Source organism: Stenotrophomonas sp. SRS1 (assembly GCF_026130205.1).
In the GTDB taxonomy this organism is placed as follows: Bacteria; Pseudomonadota; Gammaproteobacteria; order Xanthomonadales; family Xanthomonadaceae; genus Stenotrophomonas; species Stenotrophomonas rhizophila_B.
This window is the reverse complement of sequence record NZ_JAINFD010000003.1, coordinates 587,962-606,550: the sequence shown is the minus strand read 5'-3', so window position 1 is coordinate 606,550 and position 18,589 is coordinate 587,962. Positions and strand designations below refer to the sequence as shown.

Genomic DNA, 18,589 nt, shown 5'->3' with positions numbered 1-18,589 from the left:
GGCCGGCAGCGCGCGCCATCTGGCAGGTATCCACCACCGGTCGATACCTGCCGGGTAGGCCATGACCGTTGGTCATGGCGCAGGGTTCAGACCCGCTCGACCAGATCACCCGGTGCGGGCGGATTGGATGCCAGCAGCTCCAGGTGACGCTGCTCCATCTCCTCGCGCAGCTGGCGGCGGATCAACGCGGCCGCATGCCGGCGGCGTTCGTCGGCGGTCTCCAGCACCAGCGGCGGCACCGGGGTCGGCTTGCCGTCGTCGTCCACCGCGACCATGGTGAAGAAGCAGCTGTTGGCGTGGCGCACGCTGCGCTTGAGGATGTCCTCGGCCACCACCTTGACCCCGATTTCCATCGAGGAGGTGCCGGTGTAGTTCACCGAGGCCAGGAAGGTGACCAGCTCGCCGACCGCGATCGGCTGGCGGAACATCACCTGGTCCACCGAGAGGGTGACCACGTAGCTGCCGGCATAGCGGCTGGCGCACGCGTAGGCAACCTGGTCCAGCAGGCGCAACACCGCACCGCCGTGCACCTTGCCGGAGAAATTGGCCATGTCCGGTGACATCAGCACCGTCATGGAGAGCTGGTTGGATTTGAATTCGGGCATGGCTGGAGTGTATCCCCACGACTGGAACAGCGTCAGCGAGGGGCTGACCCCTGTGTTGCTATTGGACGGCAAGGCGCTCCAGCAGGTCTGCCGAAGGGTAGCCGAGGGTGAGGTAGCGTGGCGGATGCAGGTGCCGGAGATCCGGCTCCAGCAGGTGGCCAATCACCGGCATGGCAGCTTCCCATGCGACGAACATGACCCGGGGGGATTCCGCGTCGGGTATTACGAATCCGATCATGTCCGTCTGCGGGAGTGATGCGAGCGCCACGTTTCCCCAACTGCAGAAAGACGTGAGCTCGCCGTCCTGCTCTTTCACCAGATAACTGGCAACGTGCACATCTTCGTCCTGTGCCTCATGCACACGTCGCAGCAGCTGCTGCTGCATCTGGTAGGCATCCTGCCGGAATGCGTACCGCAGGCGGGCCTGCTTGGCGCGGAGCAGGTCCGACGCCGGCGTGAATGCCTGGATGCGGCCTTCATCGTCGTAGCAGAGCAGTTCCCATGAAATGGCGCGCCCTGCCGCCACTGCATCGCTGGCCAGGTCGAACATCCGGGCCTGCGCGTCCAGATCCCGTTCTCCGGCGACCATGAACAGATCGCGTGTGGGCAGCATGAACACCGGTCGTCCCGTGATCGGGATCCGGTTGACCAGTTCGGGCAGCAGGGCGCGACTGCTGTCGTAGCCGTCTTGCCAGGCGGCGTGGAACAGGCCCGGGGCCAGTGGCAGGAAGGGCACCTGTTCAATGCCGCGCAGGTTGCTGCGTGCGGTATCGAGCGCCTCATGCAGAGACACCCCCCAAGCGGGGTCAGGGCCATCCTGTTTGGTCAGGGTGTGCTCGGGATGATCCACCGCAAGCAGTTCCACGCATTCCTCCGTGATCCTGCGGAACTGGAGGGTGCTCGGAGCCTCCCAGCCCGTCGTTTCGATCGCGTGCAACCGCACCTGTTCCAGCTGGGAGATGCTGCGGAGGATCGGGCGGAGCAGTGGACGCAGCGCATTCCACCCTGCGTCACCGTCGTCCACGGGACGCAGGCTGCGCACGAACATGTCCAGCGCCTCCTGCTGCTTGCCGCGCTTCGCATCAAGGTAGGCGCGGTGCGCGTTGAAGAGGTGAAAATACGAGCCGTCACCCACGCGGATGCGGAACAGATCCGCCTCGTAGGTCATGGGGGCCGTCATGCCGTGGCGGTGTGCGGTAGCAATGAAACGCTCGGCAAATGCTTCGTTGCCGGGGTTGTCTTTGAACAGCCTGTCCATCAGTGCTGAAAACATCGGTGACCTTCCTTGTCCTGTGTTCGTGCATCCTCGCCTGCCGGGGCAGTACAGGCAACCCGTGACCTGACATTTCCGCAGTCCAAAAAAGAAAACGGGCCGCTGGTGCGGCCCGTTTTCCAATCGACGTCGGGCGGAGCCCGATGCGACGGCTTACTTCAACTTCGCATCCGCGCGCAGGGCGGCGGCGCGATCGGTCTTCTCCCAGGAGAAGGCGGTCGCGTTGACCTGTTCGCCAGCACCGTTGGTGTAGCTGAACTCCTTGGCCTTGCGGCCGAAGTGGCCGTAGGCCGCGGTCTGCTGGTACATCGGGTGGATCAGGTCCAGCATCTGGATGATGCCGTACGGGCGCAGGTCGAAATGCTTGCGGATCAGCTTCTCGATCTTGTCATCGCTGATCTTGCCGGTGCCGAAGGTGGTGACCGAGATCGAGGTCGGCTCGGCCACGCCGATGGCGTAGGAGACCTGCACTTCGCAACGGTCGGCCAGGCCGGCGGCAACGACGTTCTTGGCGACGTAACGGGCCGCGTAAGCCGCCGAACGGTCGACCTTGGACGGATCCTTGCCCGAGAACGCACCACCACCGTGACGGGCCCAGCCGCCGTAGGTGTCGACGATGATCTTGCGGCCGGTCAGGCCACAGTCGCCCACCGGGCCGCCGATCTCGAACTTGCCGGTCGGGTTGATGTGGAACTTGGTGCCCTTGTGCAGCCATTTGGCCGGCAGCACCGGCTTGATGATCTCTTCGCGGACGGCCTCGATGAGGTCCTTCTGCTTCACGCCCGGGGCGTGCTGGGTCGACAGCACCACCGCGTCGATGGCCGAGACGGCGCCGTTTTCATAGCGCAGGGTGACCTGGCTCTTGGCATCCGGGCGCAGCCAGGACAGCGGGGAGTTCTTCTTCTTGCGGATCTTGGCCTGCTGCTCGACCAGGCGGTGCGACAGGTGGATCGCGGCCGGCATGTAGCTGTCGGTCTCGTTGGTGGCATAGCCGAACATCAGGCCCTGGTCGCCAGCGCCCATTTCTTCGGGCTTCTTGCGGTCCACGCCCTGGGCGATGTGCGGCGACTGCTTGCCGATCAGGTTCAGCACGCCGCAGGTCGCGCCGTCGAAGCCGACGTCGGAGCTGTCGTAGCCGATGTCCAGGATCACCTTGCGGGTCAAGGCTTCCAGGTCGATCCAGGCGCTGGTGGTGATTTCACCGGCGACAATAGCCACGCCAGTCTTGACCATGGTTTCGCAGGCCACGCGCGCACGCTTGTCCTGGGTCAGGATCGCGTCCAGCACCGCATCGGAGATCTGGTCGGCAATCTTGTCCGGATGGCCTTCGGAGACCGATTCGGAGGTGAACAGGTAGCTGGACATCAGGCGTAATATCCTTTGATTCGGATGGAAAGATGGCCGCGAATGATACACGGCCAGTCGCGCACTTGCATTGTGCGTCAGCACGGGTTGCCGGTGGTTAAGCTCGCGTGCCCGTCGCAGGGCCCTATGTGACGGGATTGCGTCCCAGCGTCGCCGCCCAGTGTTCCACGGGCGTGACAAATGGCCAGCGGGCCCTCCCGGTCGGCGGGCGTGGCAGACGCTCCAGTCCTGAGCGTGTCACCCGGCCGTCGTCAAACCGCCATCGGGCTGTCGCCGGGGCCGTGCAGGCTTCGGCGCATCCGGCCGCCGGAGCTGAGGAGCACGCCATGCACGCATTCGAGCAGCGCGACGCGCGGGAGGCCGCCCCGCGGCCCGTAACGACCCTGGCGCCCCATCGGCGGGCCGTCTTCCTGTCTGACGTGCACCTGGGCTCACGCCACTGCCATGCCGCCGAACTGGCCCGGTTCCTGGCCGAGCTGCGCTGCGAACGCCTGTATCTGGTGGGCGACATCATCGACCTGTGGTGGATGGCGCACCGCCGGGCCGCCTGGCGGCCGGCCCACAGCGAGGTGATCCAGGCGCTGCACGCGCTGCAGCGCACCGGCACCGAGATCATCTACATCCCCGGCAACCACGATGCCTCGCTGCGCAAGGTCTGCGGGCTGATGCTGCCGGCCATGCAGGTGCGTCGGCGGGCGATCCATGTGACCGCCGACGGGCGCCGGCTGCTGGTCGTGCACGGCGATGACTACGACGGTGTCACTCACTTCGGAGGTCTGCAGGAGAAGTTCGGGGACTGGCTGTACTACCGCATCCTCACCGGCAACCACCTGCTCAATGCCGCGCGACGACGGCTCGGCCAGCGCTACTGGTCGCTCTCCGAATTCCTCAAGAAGCGCAGCGGCGCGGCCGAGCGCTACATCGAGCGCTTCGTCCAGGCCGGGCTTGAGGATGTGCGGCGGCGCGGTCTGGATGGCATCGTCTGCGGGCATATCCACCGTGCCGCGCTGGTCGAACGCGACGGGCTGATCTATGCCAACGACGGCGACTGGGTGGAAAGCCTGACCGCGTTGGCTGAAGACCCGGATGGGAGCCTGCGGCTGCTGGATCACACCGGGCAGACCCTGGTGGCGCTGCCCGGCAGCGCCGCTTTGGCCAAAGCGGCCTGAGCAAAACGGCAGAGGCGCATGACCAGTCCCGGCTGCTAGCATCGGCCGATGGACTCCTTTACCCAGATCGTTCTCGGCGGCGCAGTCGCCGCCGCCATCGCCCCGGCCGGCCATCGCCGCGCTGCCCTGTTGGCCGGTGCCGCACTCGGCACCCTGCCGGACCTGGATGCGCTGGTACTGGCCTTCACTGCTGCCGATCCCGTGGCGCTGATGGTCGAACACCGCAGCTACAGCCACTCGCTGCTGGTGCTGCCGTGGGTGGCCGCGCTGATCTGGTGGCTGTTCAAGCGGTTCGGTCACGGCCGCGTGGCGCAGGCACCGGGGCGCTGGTTCTGGGCGATCCTGCTGGCGCTGATCACCCATCCGCTGCTGGATGCCTTCACCGTTTACGGCACCCAGCTGTGGTGGCCGTTCACCCCGCACCCGACGATGTGGGCCAGCGTCTTCATCATCGACCCGCTGTACACCGTTTGGCTGCTGCTCGCCTGCGCAGTGGCATGGTTCGCGCGGGCGCGTCCGTTGGCGCAGAAGGCGCTGGTGGCCGGGCTGGTGCTAAGCAGTGGTTACCTGGGCTGGTCGTTGCTGGCCAAGCACACCGTCGATCGCGAAGCCGACCGCGCCCTGGCGGCGATGGGGCTGGGCGATGCGCCGCGCTTCTCGGTGGCGATGCCATTCAACACACTGCTCTGGCAGGTGGTGGCGACGACGCCCAACGGCTACGTGATCGGCGAACGCTCGCTGATCGCCGACCACGGCCCGATGACCTTCGAGGGCCATCCCTCCAACGTGCAGGCCCTGCGCCAGGCGGCCGAGCTGCCGGCCGTGCAGCGGCTGAACTGGTTCAACCGCGGCTTCATGCGTGCCCAGGTGGTCGATGGCGAACTGCGGCTCAGCGATCTGCGCATGGGCCTGGAGCCGGACTACACCTTCACCTTCGCGGTTGCGCGGGCCGAGGGCGAGGGCTGGGCTGCGATCACGCCGCGACAGCTGCGCCCGGCGTATGAAGGGGAGCAGGGCAGGACGATGCTGAAGCGCCGGTTCGCGGCCCTGTGGCAGCGCATCTGGCATGCGCCGCCTAGCACCGACGTGATCGCACCGAAGGCAGGTTGGACGGAGGCACCGTGACCGAACGGTTTGAAATGGAGATCAATGGCACGCGCTACACGCGGCTGGCCGATGTGCCGCCGGAATACCGCGCGCTGTTGCTGGATGTGACCCCGGGCCGCTCCGCCGAGCAGCCGGCGGTGCCGTTGCGCGAGATCCTGCACAAGGCCAAGGCGCAGCCGGACCGCGCGCGCCAGCAGCAGGTGCTGTTGGACGAGCTGCGCAAGGTCGATCCCGAGCGGGCGCGGCGCATGCAGAACAAGATCACCGAGCGCAGCCAGCGGCCGGCCACCGGTACCCTGGAAGTGGGCAACACACCCACCGCACGCCCGCGCGAAGGCGCGCGCAACACCGCCGGTGGCAGCACCGTGGCCCCGGGGGATCGGGGCGGACTGGGTATCTGGGTGTTGCTGGCGGCAGCGGTCGTGGTAACCCTGGTCGCCTGGGCGACGCGCTAGCGCCGCGCCGCGATCAATACACCGTTGCGCGGGCCTGCACGAAGGAGAAGAAGAACACCGCGTTGGGGTCGTTCTGGACCAGGCTGAACTCGCGGCGCATGCCGTCCACCGTTTCCTGGTCGACCAGGCCGGCCTCCAGCAACGGATCGGCGGCCGACAACAGCAGCTGCTCCCAGAACGCGATCATGGTCTTGCGACGGGCCGGTTCGCGGTTGTCCAGGTGGATGGTCTTGATCTCGGTGTGCACGTCGCGGAAGCCACCGGCCAGCAGCAGGTTGCCGAGCTTGGCACCGACGAACGGATCGCCACCGTGGTCGTACTGGAAATCGTTGAAGGCCATCCAGTAGCGCCAGATATGCGGCGAGTACGGATCGAGCAGGAACGAGGCGTTCATCACTTCGGTGACGTACACCGGCGAGCCCGGCACCAGCACGCGGCGCACTTCGTTGAGTACCCGCGCCGGTGAGGGCACATGCTCCAGGACCCAGCACAGGAAGGCCGAGTCGAACTCGCGCGCGCCGAACGGCAGGTTGCCGGCATCGGCCTGCAGCAGTGTGTAGCGCTCGCGGCACCATGGCGTCCTGGCCAGGTTGGCGGCGGCGGTGGCCAGCTGCGCCTCGCTCAGGTCCACGCCGGTGACATGCAGTTCCGGGAACCGCCGCAGCAGGATGTCCGTCTGTGCGCCCACGCCGCTGCCGACTTCCAGCAGGCGCGTGGCGCCGCCGTAATCGATGCCGCTGAAGATGCTCGATTCGAACAGGCGCGACTGGGTGACCAGGCGGTGCTGCTCGGTATCGGAGAAGCCGTGGAGATAGGTCGGTGCAGTGATGGGCGGGGTCATGGCGAAGGCTCAGGCAGCGGACGACAACGACTCGCCGGCGGCGAGGGCGTCGAAATATTCGGTGGTCAGGGCGACCTGGCTGGCCGCATCCTCGGCGCGGTTGACCACCGCACGGAAGGCGGCGTTTTCCGGCCGGTCCTTGGCGTACCAGCCCAGGTGCTTGCGCGCGATGCGCACGCCCTGCTGCTCGCCATAGAAATCATGCAGCGCATGCAGGTGGCCCAGCAGCAGGTTGCGTACCTCGGCGACCGACGGCGGCGCAAGCAGTTCGCCGGTGGCCAGGTAGTGCGCCACCTCGCGGAAGATCCACGGGCGGCCCTGGGCGGCGCGACCGATCATCACCGCATCCACGCCGGTCTGCTTGAGCACCTGCGCGGCCTTCTGCGGCGAATCGATGTCGCCGTTGGCGATCACCGGAATGCGCAGCGCGGCCTTGATCGCGGCGATGGTCTCGTACTCGGCGGTGCCGGTGTAATGCTGGTCGCGGGTACGCCCGTGCACGGCCAACGCGGCGATGCCGCTGTCCTCGGCGATGCGGGCGATCAGCGGGCCATTGCGGTGGTCGCAGTCCCAGCCGGTGCGGATCTTCAGGGTGACCGGTACGTCCACCGCGTTGACCACGGCGGTCAGGATGCGCGCGACCAGATCCTCATCGCGCATCAGCGCCGAACCGGCCCAGGCGTTGCACACCTTCTTGGCCGGGCAGCCCATGTTGATGTCGATGATCTGCGCGCCGTGGTCCACGTTGTAGCGCGCCGCCTCGGCCAGCTGCTGCGGCTCGGTCCCGGCGATCTGCACGCTGATCGGGTCCGGCTCGCCGGCATGGTCCATGCGGTGGAGCGATTTGCGGGTGTTCCAGAAGCGCGGATCGGAGATGGTCATCTCCGAGGCGGCCAAGCCTGCACCCAGCTGTTTGCACAGCAGGCGGAAGGGCTTGTCGGTGACACCGGCCATCGGCGCCAGCACCACGTTGGGCTGGATGTTGTAGGGGCCAATCTGCATGCGGGCATTGTAGTGCCGGCCGCTGGCCGGCAACCACGCAGGCACCGTCACCTGTTCAGGCCGATCTGGAAGGGCCTGATGCGCTCCGGTCATGAGCATATGCTTGACGATTGCTTCCGTCGTCCCCAATGGCCGGGGATGCTGGGCAGTTACGCCCTGCGCAGCCGGCGTTGCGACACCGGCGGTTGTTCAGGGCGCGGGACCACACGCATAGGCCAGCACGGCCAGATGCCGCTGCGGGTCGAGCCCGAGCAGGGCCAGCACGGCAGCGTCGTCGAACGAGCCGATCGCGCAGCCGGCGGCGTTCATCGCCGCCACTTCCTGGCCCAGCGCCCCCAGCCAGACCCCGGCCTCGATCAACACGAAGCGGCCTCCGCGTTCACCGTACTTGGCCAGCGTTCCACTCGGCTCGGCGATCAGGAACAGCACCGCCGCTGGCCGCTCCGGCCAATCCACACCGAGCAGCCTGGCCAGCGCCGGCCATGTGGGGCAGGGCGCTACCGGCACCAGCGCATGTTCAAGCGGGTCGTACCAATGGATGCCTGGCTCTGCGGCGAATGCATCGTCGCTGCCGTACAGCGCGGCATAGGCCTGGATCGGATACTTGGCCCCGCCGGACGGCAGGCGCCGCGTGTCACTGTCGCCGGGCCGGGCCCGCAGCGGGGCCAGCACGCGGCCCAGCTCCTTGGCGCCCCAACGCGCGTCACCGAAGCGGCGGCCACTGTGGCGCTGTGCCAGAGCGTCACCGGGGAGCACCGGGTCCGGCAGGGCGATGCCGGCGGCTGCATGCAACGGCCGCGGCGGCGACCAGGCACGCGCGGCATCCTCGGCGATGCGCGTGCGCATCACCTCCGCGCGCGCAGGCGTGAGTTCGCCGTTGTGCCAGAACAGATGGAACAGCGGTGCATCGTGCCAAGGGGGAGGCGGAGACGGCATGCGGTCCTCGTGGATCAACCCAAGGGATGCGGAAAGGGATTGGGAAACGCGCCGCGGTGCGGCACGCCGGGATATCGCCAGGCCACGTCCCGGCAACGGCCGCCGAGGAACGGCGCACGCTCGTCGGCATGCAGGCCGCTGAGCTGCGGCGACAGCACCCGCATCACGCGCAGCCCGGCTGCGGCGACATCGGCGGTGGTCAACTCGCGGTAGTACAGCGCGATGCCGGCACTGCCGAGCTGGCGGCGCAGCTGATCGAGCTCGGCGATGGCGCGCGGTGCGGCGGGCCGGATCGCTGCGCGTGGCGGGGGCAGCTGCAAGGTGCTGTCGCCCGCCTCCCCGAACAGCGGCAGCTGCGGCCAAAGCTCCGGGCGCAGGGTGTAGAACGCGGCATGTTCATCGAAACTGCGCAGTGCTGCGGGATCGCGCGGCAGCCGGGCGCTTTCGCGGCCACACAGATGCGCGGCAAAGGTCAGCGCCTGCTGCCATTCCAGCAGCGCTTTGTGCAGTGCCTCGCCCGGATCGGCGCGGCAGGCGATGCCCAGCACGTGGCGGGGGCGGCCTTCGAACGGGATGCCGCCCGCGACCGCGATCACCGGGTGCGGGTTCCAGTGCTGGGTCAGGTCGAAGGCCTGCAGTTCACCGCCACGCGCGTCCACATGGGCGTGCCATTGCGGTGGCAACGCGATCCGCCGGCCGGCCACGCCGTTGAGCCATGTCACCGCCAGTGCATCGCGTTCCAGCAGCTCCTGCGCGGCCCGCAACAGCGCCAGCCAGGCGCCATCGCGGCCATCGCGCCACGCCGCCAGCCCACTGGACGTCGACGGCAAGCGCGCCAGGCCACGGCGAGGCCCCAGTCCGACCAGTTCCTGCGGTACCCAGACCCTGCGGTTGTCATCGAGCGCATGCACCGCTGCGAACAGATCTTCATCGCGTTCGGGCATCGGCCACGGGAAGCCGGGCGTGGCGCGTTGGCGTGGCGAGAACAGGGCGAAGGCCGATTCGTCCAGGCGGTGTGCGGGTGTCAGCGCATCACGGCGACGCACCTCCACGCTCGCCTGCGCTGCCGCCAGCCGCTCCAGTGCCTCGGCGACCGCGCCATCGGCGGCCGCCTCGGCATCCAGGGCGACCGCGCCTGACACCCCCTGCCAGGGATTGGCCGGATCGGCCGGCGTGGCGGCGTTGTGCACGCGCCGTCCGTCGAACAACGGCCCGGTTGCATCGCAGGGACTGGCCTCGATCGGCTGCGCCGGGCGTACCAGACCACAGCGCGAACGCGCCGCGCCATGCAGCAGGTGCGAGGACAGCGTGGGCGTTTCCGGCTGCGCCGCCTGCACGGCGGCGCGGCTCATTTCATCACGCTCAGCCAGAGCATCATCTCGAGTGCGCCGACCACGAACAGGCCCAGCAGCAGGGCGATGCCGATGCCGATGCCGCGCCCGAGCGACCGCCCCGAGCGCTCGTAGACGAGGGCGTAAATCCCGACATACAGCCCGACGGCGACGAACAGGCCGAATATCGGGTTGGCGGTGCCGAAAATGCCGCCGCCGATCGCGGCCAGCGGCAAGGCGAACAGCCCCAGCAACACCCGACTGGTGCGGCTCAATCCGGCCACCGGCACGACAGCGACAGGTGTCTGCTGACGGTCCGGCGTCGCAGCGCTGATCGGTGCCTGCGGCAACGCAGGTGGCTGGGGGGGGAGGTCCGTACGGGTGTCGACGCTGGCGACCGTGGCGTGTGCGTCGCTGCTGACGGCGGCAGGCGTTACGGGGTCCAGCTTGCCAAGCACCACCGCCGACAGCACCGAGGTGCCGAGCAGGGTGACGATGCAGGAACTGCAGGTGGTCGACGTCGAGCCGCCGCCTGCCGCGGCAAGGTCCTGGCGTGAGGCACTGGCATCGAACTGGGTCGGCAGGCGATACATGAGGTCACTCCATTGACCGGGGCGGAAACGCCCGGCGCGTGGCGCACATTATCACGGGCGCCCGGTGTCCCAGGGCAAGGACAGCGGTGACGGCAGCGACGCTTCGCCATCCTGGCAGGCGGGGCACCACGGCAGCCGCAGCACCCGGTCGCGCTCGCCGTGCAGGCGATGCAGGTCGAGCCAGACGCTGCGTTCGAGATAGGCCAGCAACAGCGGCGGCTGATCCAGCAACGGCGCGACCAGCGCCGCGATCCGTGCCGGTTGCGCTGCGACCGCCGGCATCGCCGGCACGGGTGCTTCGCCCCAGCGGCGCAGCACCCGGTTGCCCAGGCAATACACACAGGCGCTCTGGCCGGGCACCACATAGGGGCCCAGCGCGAGCGTGTGGTGATAGCTGAGGTCGAGCAGCAGATGCGGTTGTGCCGGGATCTGCGTGCGGTAGCGGGCCAAGGCCTGTTCCCAGCCCACCCCGTGCCGGACCAGCACGAGGAGGTCGGCATCAGCGACGGCATCGACGCGCTGCAGATCCGCGCCGGCATGCTGGTCGAAGGCGTCGGCCAATCCGGGCAGCGGTTCGCCGAGCCAGTCGATTGCGTAGCGTCGCACCTTGCGCACGGCCGCCAGCGGCGCCAAGACGCCGAGACGTATCAACTGGCGGACCGCCGGGCCGCACTCGGCATCGTCCTGCAGGATCGCCAGCGTGTCGTTTTCCCAGTGGCCGAGGATCCGTTCGATGACCGTCGGGGTATCGGCCTCATCGACCACATACAGTTCGTCGGCGCCACCGGACACCAGCAGCAACTGTCGCTGCGCATGGGTCTGCGAAAACAGCGCCCACGCTGGATTGCGCGTCCAGCGCGGTTCGCCCACGTGCGGGCCTGCGTGTTCCTGACTGCCTGCTGTTGCCACTGCGTACAGTCCGTGTATCCGCGAAACCGCAAGGATAGCGGCAAACAGGCGGGCCACGTTCTGCTACGGTGCGCGCGTGCCCACGCCGCCTGTTGCCAACGCGTCCGTCCCCCAGCCGCCCTGGCGCGAGGCGATGCTGTGGATGCTGCTGCTCGGTGCGATGTTCATCCATGGCTACAGTTGGACGAACCACTGGGCGGCCAGCCAGGCGCACACCTACAGTCTGCACGGTCGCTGGGACGAAGCGATCCCGTTCTGGGCGTGGTCGATCTGGCCGTACCTGGCGCTGAACCTGCTGTACCCGCTGACGTTCTTCCTGTGCCCGACCCGATCGGCCCTGCGCCGCCATGCGCTGGCCATCGCGCTGGTGCAGGCCGCCTGCATGCTTGCCTTCGTGTGCTGGCCGACCGTCAATGTGCGTGTGCTGCCGCAGCCGGAGGGCGCGAGCGGCCTGCTGTTCGCACAACTGCGCGCGTTCGAAGCGCCCTTCAACATGGCGCCGTCGCTGCACGCTGCGGTACTGGTGGTGGTCTGGCAGACATGGCGGCAGTCGCTGCAGGCGGATGCGGCAGCGGTGTGCTGGCTGTGGAACGGCGCCTGTGGGCTGATCCTGGTCTCGACGCTCACTACCTGGCAGCACGATCTGCTGGATGTGCTCGCCGGGCTGTTGGTCGGTGCGCTGGCGCTGTGGATCACGCACTGCGTGCCGTTGCCACGTGGTCTACCGCGAGCGTGAGGGCCCCGTAGCGACCGGCAGGCCCCTTGGCAAATGTCCCCCGGCCGCCGCCTCGCGGCGACGGCCTCCTCCTTGATTTTGCCCAGGAGCCTACCGGCCGCTACGGGGCTCCGGCTCGCGGTAGGCAGAAGGGAAACCGGTGCTTTCCATACGGCGCCAGTGGTCTGGACACGTGGGGCGCGATGCCCTTGTGGGCGAAATCAAGGAGGAGGTGGCGGCCGCAGGCCGACGCCGGGGGACATTCGCCGGCAAGGGCATCGCGCCCCAGCGCTCAACCACCCGGCCGCCGCGCATCGAAAGGCCCAGAGGTCGCTTCGTGCATTCCATGCAAGCAGGAGCAGAACCAAAAAAAAGGCCAGCGCGAACGCTGGCCTCTCGGTATCCACACCGGTGACGCTTACTTGTTCTCGGCATCACCCGGGGTGAAGTGCGGCATCGCCGCGGCGGCGCCTTCCTTCTCGGTCGAACGACCGGCGAACTGATTGGCGAAACGCACGTGGCGGGCAAACGCCGCCTCCGGATCCTGCGCGATCGAGGCAACCAGCGCACCGTTGAACGCATCGCCTGCACCGGTCGTGTCCAGCACCTGCACCTGCTCGGCGCCGACGCGGTAGTACGGCTGGGTATCGCCACGCAGGTTCTCTTCAGCGTGCGACACGAACACACCGACCGAACCCAGCGTCACCACCACGGTGCCGTTGCCGACCAGCTTGCGGCACAGCGCATGCAGGCTGGCGCCGTCCAGCGCGGCGACGTCGTTGGCATCCACGCGCTCGCCGACATGACGGCCAAGCAGGGCAGCGAACTCGGTCTCGTTCGGGGTCAGCACATCGGCCAGCTTGAGCAGGCCGATGCTGGACGGGGCATCGGCAGGCGCCACGTTGAGCACGGTGGTGGCACCGGCCTCGCGGGCGATTGCCAGGGCCGCTTCGATGGTTTCCACCGGCGATTCCAGCTGCGCCAGCACCACCTTGGCGCCGGACAGCAGCGCGCGCTGCTGTTCGACGAAGTCCAGGCTCAACGCGGCGTTGGCGCCCGGGCCGATCACGATGGTGTTGCGGCCGCGGCTGTCGACATAGATGCCGCCGGTGCCGGTCGGCTCGCTGCTGGCCTCGGCGGTCAGCGCGAAGCCGTCCTGCTCGGCCAGGCCGCGCGCCATCGCACCGCCGGCGTCATTGCCCAGCGCGCACAGGAACGTGGTCGGCGCGCCGGCACGGCGGGCGGCCACGGCCTGGTTGAAGCCCTTGCCGCCGGGACCGGTGCTGTAGCGGCCGGCAATGGTCGCACCCGGGGCCGGGAGCGACTCACAACGCCAGACATGATCCACATTGAAGGAACCGATTACGACGACACTGCTACTCATAAAGACTGTTTCTCAAAGAACGGATATCAGCTGAAATGCGTCAGCACGCCGGCGATGGTCGCCGTCATGAAGGTGGCAATGGTACCGCCGAGCACCGCACGCAGGCCGAACTTGGCCAGATCGTGGCGACGCTCCGGCGCCAGACCACCAATACCACCGATCTGGATCGCGATGGAGCTGAAGTTGGCAAAACCGCACAGCGCGTAGGTGGCGACCAGGCGGCCTTCGGCCGACAGCACCGTGCCCGGCACCTCGCCTCGGATGATCTTGGCCAGTTCCGAATACGCCACGAACTCGTTGATCACGACCTTCTGGCCGATCAGCGAGCCCACGGTGGTGGCATCGGCCCACGGGGTACCGATCACCCAGGCGATCGGGGCCAGCAGGAAGCCGAACAGGGTGGACAGGTCGGTCGGGCGGCCGATGAGCGCGGCCAGGCCGGTGATGTCACCCAGCCAGGTCAGCGGGGCGTTGATCAGGGCGATCAGGGCGATGAAGGCCAGCAGCATCGCACCGATGTTCAGTGCCAGCTTCAAGCCATCGCCCGCACCGGCTGCGGCAGCGTCGATGATGTTGCTGGAGGTCTTCTCCACTTCCATCTTGACCGTGCCGCGGGTCAGCGGGGTGCCGGTCTCGGGCACCAGCAGCTTGGCCACCACCAGGGTCGCCGGGGCGGCCATGATGCTCGCGGCGAGCAGATGCTTGGCGTAGAAGGCCTGTTCGACCGGATCACCGGCACCGAGCATGCCCACGTACGCGGCCAGCACGCCGCCGGCGATGTGTGCCATGCCGCCGATCATCATGGTGATCAGCTCGGACTGGGTCATCTTGGCGATGTACGGGCGCACCGTCAGCGGGGCTTCGGTCTGGCCGATGAAGACGCTCGCGCAGACGCTGGTGGTTTCCGCGCCGGACACGCGCATGATCTTGGTGATCGCCCAGGCCATGCCGCGCACGATCATCTGCATCACGTTGAGGTGGTACATGACCCCCATCAGCGCCGAGAAGAAGATGATGGTCGGCAGTACCTGGAAGGCGAAGATGAAACCGAACTGGCTGGTGTCCATCAGGCTGCCGAAGATGAAGCCGGAGCCGGCGTTGACGAACTCCAGGATCTTGACGAAGCCCTTGCCCAGCGCGTCGAACACATCGCGGCCACCCGGGACCAGCAGCACCACCGCCGCGAAGGCGATCTGCAGTGCGATACCGGTGACGACCAGGCGCCAGTCGACAGCCCGCTTGTTGTTCGAGAACAACCAGGCAATGCCGATCAGCACTGCCAACCCGAACAGGCCGAAGCCAATCCTGCCCAAACCTTCGACCATGAGACTTCCCTTGGGGCGCCGCGAAAAACGGGAAGCCTAGAGCAGCGGCAAGGGCGGGGCAAGGAAAAGCAGCGTCTGCGAGCCGATCGGTCGTGATCGGGCCTGTATCGGCAAGGCATGGCCCGGTTTCCGTGCGGCGTGTCACGGGCCGTGAGATCACGGTGTACGCCCTGCGCGCGCTGCATGCCACCCTCTACACTTACCGCATCGATCCGGCCCGGTCGCGGGCCCGCAGCAGGAGAACCACATGCTCTATCGCCGTCTTGGCTCCACCGGCCTGAAGCTCTCGGCCCTGTCCTTCGGGGCCTGGGTGACCTTCGGTGACCAGATCGGCCGCGATGAGGCCCGCAAGCTGATCGCCACCGCCTGGGATGCCGGGGTCAACTTCTTCGACAACGCCGAGGGCTATGCGCGCGGCCGCGCCGAGCAGGTGATGGGCGATGTGATCGCCGACCTGCGCCTGCCACGCGATGGCTTCTGCGTTTCCAGCAAGGTGTTCTTCGGTGCCGTCGACGACCCGCGCCCGACCCAGCACGGCCTCTCGCGAAAGCACGTCACTGATGCCTGCCACGCCGCGCTCAAGCGCCTGCGGGTGGAGTATCTGGACCTTTACTATTGCCATCGCCCGGATCCGGACACCCCGATCGCCGAGACCGTGCAGGCCATGGACACCCTGATCCGCCAGGGCAAGGTGCTGTACTGGGGGACTTCGGAGTGGTCGGCCGCGCAGATCCAGGAGGCGGTGGACATCGCCCGCGCGCGCAACCTGCATGCGCCCTCGATGGAGCAGCCGCAGTACAACCTGCTGCACCGCGAGCGGGTGGAGCGCGAGTACGCGCCGCTGTATGCCGAGGCCGGACTGGGCACCACGATCTGGTCGCCGCTGGCCTCCGGCCTGCTGACCGGCAAGTACAACGCCGGCGTAGACCCGCAGTCCCGGCTGGGCCAGGAACAGCTGGGCTGGCTGAAGTCGCAGGTGCTGGACGACGGCAGCGACCGCATCGAGCGGGTGCGGCGCTACACCGCACTGGCCGCGCAGCTGGGCGTCTCCCCGGCACAGTTGGCGATCGCCTGGTGCCTGCGCAACCCGAATGTCTCCAGCGTGATCCTCGGCGCCAGCCGGGTCAGCCAGCTGGAGGAAAACCTGGGCGCACTGGCGCTGTTCGAACAGCTCGATGAAGGCATCTGGCAGCAGGTGGAAGCGGTCTTTGCCTGATTGCGTCTGTCGGGATCCGGGGAGCCGGCCAGCGGCCGGCACTACCGATGGTGTGGCGGGAGATGAAACGGGACGAGCAGAGCTCGGATGCTTGGCAGAACAGAGCAGGGCGCCTGGAACAGGCGCCGTCCCTCCACGGTAGTGCCGGCCGCTGGCCGGCTCTACAGCTCACGCGACGGGCGACGACACGCAGAGGGCGCTTGGCTGAGGCGATTGACTGAGACTATCGAAGTTGAGCATTCGATCATTAATGCCATCTATCAAAGTGAGAATGGTTGTTGATTGTCAACTGAGAATCATTATCATTTGAATCGCCCCTCGCAACGAGTCCAGACGATGAACACTCAAGCTGCTGTACTGCTGCGCCCCGAAACGCTGACCCTCCGCGACCGTCCGGTCCGCGTGGTCCCGCCGGAAGAAGTGATCGACAGCGAAGCCCTGCTCAAGGGGCGCCGCGAAATCCTGATCCAGCACGGCGACCGCTTCTATCGCCTGCGTCATACCAGCAACGACAAGCTGATCCTGACCAAGTAACGGCGCTGCCTCCCCCAGCTCTCTCCCCCTCGACACTCCGCCGTCGGCTCCGGCCCACGGCGTGGGTCGAGGGTCTCCCCCCGCAACCGCCGATTGCAGGTAGACCGCCATGAGCCGTGCCCTTTCCGTCGGCCGCCCACCGGGCCGCCATCCCATCGCCGGCCTGCCATCGGCCGCGCAACTGGCCTCGCTGGGTACCGTGTTGTGCCTGTACCGCCCGGACAGCAGTGAACTCGGTGGCTGGAAACATGCTGTCTCCGCGCATGCCTGCCAGGGCATGGACAGCGAAGGCATCCGCGAAAGCCTGTGCTTCGTCGATGCCCGCGGCCGCTGCTGCTGGCGCCTGTATCTGCTGCCCGACAGCGATTTCCTTGCCTGGGATCGCCTGGTGTCCGCGTTTCCCGCACGGCCCGAACCGGTCAACGACGCTGGCGTCGCCGAACGTCTGTGGCGACGCCTCGCGGTGCGCCTGGGCAACGACGCATGGCGCATGTGCGCGCTGCGCCTGCAGGTCGGCGAAGGCCGCGAACTGGCCGCCAGCCTGGCATCGTTGTCGTCCCTGGGCGCCACCACCGCGCGCCGGATCGGCAACGTTGAAGGCGCCGAAGGCGAGCTCTGGGTCGACGACTGCTGCTGCGCCACCGCGGCCCGCCGCAGTGGACCGTGGACGGCCGACGGCATGCCGGTGATCCAGCTGTAATGCCGAACTCGCAAACCCTGGCAGCGCTGCTGCTCGCGCTCACCGCCAGTGCGCATGCCACACCGGCCGACCCCGCGCGCGACCGCGCCAGCATCCTGGCCATGCAGGGCGAATACATCGTCGACTTCGCCTTCGACGAAACCGTCCTGCTCAAACCCGGCTACGAACGCGCGCCGGCCGTACGCACCGGTGGCAACGAAGTGGTGATCGTGGTCGAAGACACCCCGAAGCGGGTGGTGCTGCAGCACCTGCTGGTCGAACCGAAGAGCGGCCACGTCACCAAGCACTGGCGCCAGGACTGGGTCTACCAGGCACCGACCCGGTTCGAGTTCACTGCCGACCAGACCTGGCACGTGCGCCCCATTCCCACGTCGCTCACCACCGGTGCCTGGACCCAATGCGTCTACGAAGTCAGCGACGCACCGCGCTACTGCGGCACCGGCGCCTGGCGCTACGACAACGGCATCGCCGAGTGGACCAGCGACCTCAGCTGGCGCCCCCTGCCGCGCCGCGAATACACCCGCCGCAGCGACTACAACGCCCTGGCCGTGATCAACCGGCACACGCGCACGCCCAACGGTTGGACCCACGAGCAGTTCAACACCAAGATCCAGCGGCGCCCCGACGGCACGCAGACACCGATCGCGCGCGAATTCGGCTTCAACGAGTACAACAAAACCACCGAGGTGGACTTCACCCCCGCGTACGCCTACTGGACCGCCACCGCGGGTTACTGGGCGAAGGTGCGCCAGCGCTGGGACGACTTCCTCGGGCAGGCACCGGGCGTGCACCTGAAAACCAAACCCGACGGCATGGCCATGATCATCCCGCTGTTCACCCAGGCCCAGGACATCCAGGACGGCAAGACCGTGGTGGACACCGAGATCGACGCCGTCTTCCAGCAGTGGGTAGAAAAAGCACCGCCAGAAAGCGCGCGCTGACACCGACGCCATCGGTAGCGCACGCGTCCATCGCCAAACCTCGAAGCAGCACATTGCCTCATCGATGGCCGTACCAACTCGAGCCCAACGGTAGACCCGCCGCTCTCCCCTCCGCCCAAGGCCATCCCTCGAGAAGGATGGCGGGTAGCCCTGCCCGGGACCGTCAGGGCGCCAGGGATGGCGCCCAC

19 protein-coding genes are annotated in these 18,589 nt (G+C 67.6%); 8 read left to right on the top strand and 11 right to left on the bottom strand.

Features of this window, described 5'->3' with window-relative positions; all coding sequences use genetic code 11:
• Positions 1–86: 86 nt before the first annotated feature.
• The 3 genes from K4043_RS13625 to metK all read right to left on the bottom strand — a co-directional run bounded on the left by K4043_RS13625 (position 87) and on the right by metK (position 3,243).
• Entirely contained in the window at positions 87–605 is a 519-nt protein-coding gene (locus tag K4043_RS13625; protein ID WP_070471768.1) for an acyl-CoA thioesterase, read from the bottom strand.
• Between the two features lie 58 nt (positions 606–663).
• Entirely contained in the window at positions 664–1,878 is a 1,215-nt protein-coding gene (locus tag K4043_RS13620; RefSeq protein WP_123728369.1) for a hypothetical protein, read from the bottom strand.
• 153 nt (positions 1,879–2,031) lie between these two features.
• The gene (gene metK, locus K4043_RS13615; protein ID WP_019182462.1) at positions 2,032–3,243 is read right to left on the bottom strand and encodes a methionine adenosyltransferase; all 1,212 of its coding nucleotides are present in this window, start codon (positions 3,241–3,243) and stop codon (positions 2,032–2,034) included.
• A gap of 326 nt (positions 3,244–3,569) precedes the next feature.
• Between metK and K4043_RS13610 the strand changes: the two genes are divergently transcribed.
• Genes K4043_RS13610 through K4043_RS13600 form a run of 3 tightly spaced genes read left to right on the top strand, consistent with a single transcriptional unit; the run spans position 3,570 to position 5,974 of the window.
• Positions 3,570–4,412: a UDP-2,3-diacylglucosamine diphosphatase gene (locus tag K4043_RS13610; RefSeq protein ID WP_265309613.1), complete on the top strand. Its 843-nt coding sequence runs from the start codon at positions 3,570–3,572 to the stop codon at positions 4,410–4,412.
• 48 nt (positions 4,413–4,460) lie between these two features.
• Complete coding sequence (locus tag K4043_RS13605) at positions 4,461–5,537, top strand: metal-dependent hydrolase (RefSeq protein ID WP_265309612.1); 1,077 nt, start codon at positions 4,461–4,463, stop codon at positions 5,535–5,537.
• Positions 5,534–5,974 carry a hypothetical protein gene (locus tag K4043_RS13600; protein ID WP_265309611.1) on the top strand — a complete coding sequence of 147 codons (441 nt, stop codon included), beginning with the start codon at positions 5,534–5,536 and terminating at the stop codon, positions 5,972–5,974. The genes K4043_RS13605 and K4043_RS13600 overlap by 4 nt, the downstream gene beginning before the upstream one ends.
• A gap of 13 nt (positions 5,975–5,987) precedes the next feature.
• Here K4043_RS13600 and K4043_RS13595 read toward each other — a convergent pair whose 3' ends face one another.
• The 6 genes from K4043_RS13595 to K4043_RS13570 all read right to left on the bottom strand — a co-directional run bounded on the left by K4043_RS13595 (position 5,988) and on the right by K4043_RS13570 (position 11,643).
• The gene (locus K4043_RS13595; protein ID WP_265309610.1) at positions 5,988–6,815 is read right to left on the bottom strand and encodes a methyltransferase domain-containing protein; all 828 of its coding nucleotides are present in this window, start codon (positions 6,813–6,815) and stop codon (positions 5,988–5,990) included.
• A gap of 9 nt (positions 6,816–6,824) precedes the next feature.
• Positions 6,825–7,817 (bottom strand): tRNA dihydrouridine synthase DusB, encoded by a 993-nt coding sequence (gene dusB / locus K4043_RS13590; protein ID WP_265309609.1) that lies wholly within the window; start codon positions 7,815–7,817, stop codon positions 6,825–6,827.
• A gap of 189 nt (positions 7,818–8,006) precedes the next feature.
• Complete coding sequence (locus tag K4043_RS13585; protein WP_123728372.1) at positions 8,007–8,753, bottom strand: SagB/ThcOx family dehydrogenase; 747 nt, start codon at positions 8,751–8,753, stop codon at positions 8,007–8,009.
• Positions 8,754–8,767: 14 nt separating this feature from the next.
• Positions 8,768–10,105, bottom strand: a complete 1,338-nt coding sequence (locus tag K4043_RS13580; protein WP_265309608.1) for a YcaO-like family protein — start codon at positions 10,103–10,105, stop codon at positions 8,768–8,770.
• The gene (locus tag K4043_RS13575) at positions 10,102–10,677 is read right to left on the bottom strand and encodes a hypothetical protein (RefSeq protein WP_265309607.1); all 576 of its coding nucleotides are present in this window, start codon (positions 10,675–10,677) and stop codon (positions 10,102–10,104) included. The genes K4043_RS13580 and K4043_RS13575 overlap by 4 nt, the downstream gene beginning before the upstream one ends.
• A gap of 51 nt (positions 10,678–10,728) precedes the next feature.
• Complete coding sequence (locus K4043_RS13570) at positions 10,729–11,643, bottom strand: hypothetical protein (RefSeq protein WP_265309606.1); 915 nt, start codon at positions 11,641–11,643, stop codon at positions 10,729–10,731.
• 76 nt (positions 11,644–11,719) lie between these two features.
• On the opposite strand from K4043_RS13570, the gene K4043_RS13565 reads away from it, so the two are divergent.
• Positions 11,720–12,322 carry a hypothetical protein gene (locus K4043_RS13565; protein ID WP_265309605.1) on the top strand — a complete coding sequence of 201 codons (603 nt, stop codon included), beginning with the start codon at positions 11,720–11,722 and terminating at the stop codon, positions 12,320–12,322.
• Between the two features lie 397 nt (positions 12,323–12,719).
• Here the strand turns inward: K4043_RS13565 and K4043_RS13560 are convergent, their stop codons facing one another.
• Complete coding sequence (locus K4043_RS13560) at positions 12,720–13,685, bottom strand: ribokinase (RefSeq protein ID WP_265309604.1); 966 nt, start codon at positions 13,683–13,685, stop codon at positions 12,720–12,722.
• Positions 13,686–13,711: 26 nt separating this feature from the next.
• Positions 13,712–15,010: a nucleoside transporter C-terminal domain-containing protein gene (locus K4043_RS13555; RefSeq protein ID WP_121042760.1), complete on the bottom strand. Its 1,299-nt coding sequence runs from the start codon at positions 15,008–15,010 to the stop codon at positions 13,712–13,714.
• A 247-nt stretch (positions 15,011–15,257) separates the two neighbouring features.
• Here K4043_RS13555 and K4043_RS13550 point away from each other — a divergent pair, with 247 nt between their 5' ends.
• From K4043_RS13550 to K4043_RS13535, 4 genes are all read left to right on the top strand, one after another.
• Positions 15,258–16,226, top strand: coding sequence for an aldo/keto reductase (locus tag K4043_RS13550; RefSeq protein WP_123728379.1), 969 nt, complete (start codon positions 15,258–15,260; stop codon positions 16,224–16,226).
• 336 nt (positions 16,227–16,562) lie between these two features.
• Complete coding sequence (locus K4043_RS13545; protein WP_019182448.1) at positions 16,563–16,760, top strand: hemin uptake protein HemP; 198 nt, start codon at positions 16,563–16,565, stop codon at positions 16,758–16,760.
• 109 nt (positions 16,761–16,869) lie between these two features.
• The gene (locus K4043_RS13540; protein ID WP_123728380.1) at positions 16,870–17,460 is read left to right on the top strand and encodes a Hemin transport protein; all 591 of its coding nucleotides are present in this window, start codon (positions 16,870–16,872) and stop codon (positions 17,458–17,460) included.
• Positions 17,460–18,401, top strand: coding sequence for a DUF6607 family protein (locus K4043_RS13535; RefSeq protein WP_265309603.1), 942 nt, complete (start codon positions 17,460–17,462; stop codon positions 18,399–18,401). The genes K4043_RS13540 and K4043_RS13535 overlap by 1 nt, the downstream gene beginning before the upstream one ends.
• Positions 18,402–18,589: the final 188 nt, after the last annotated feature.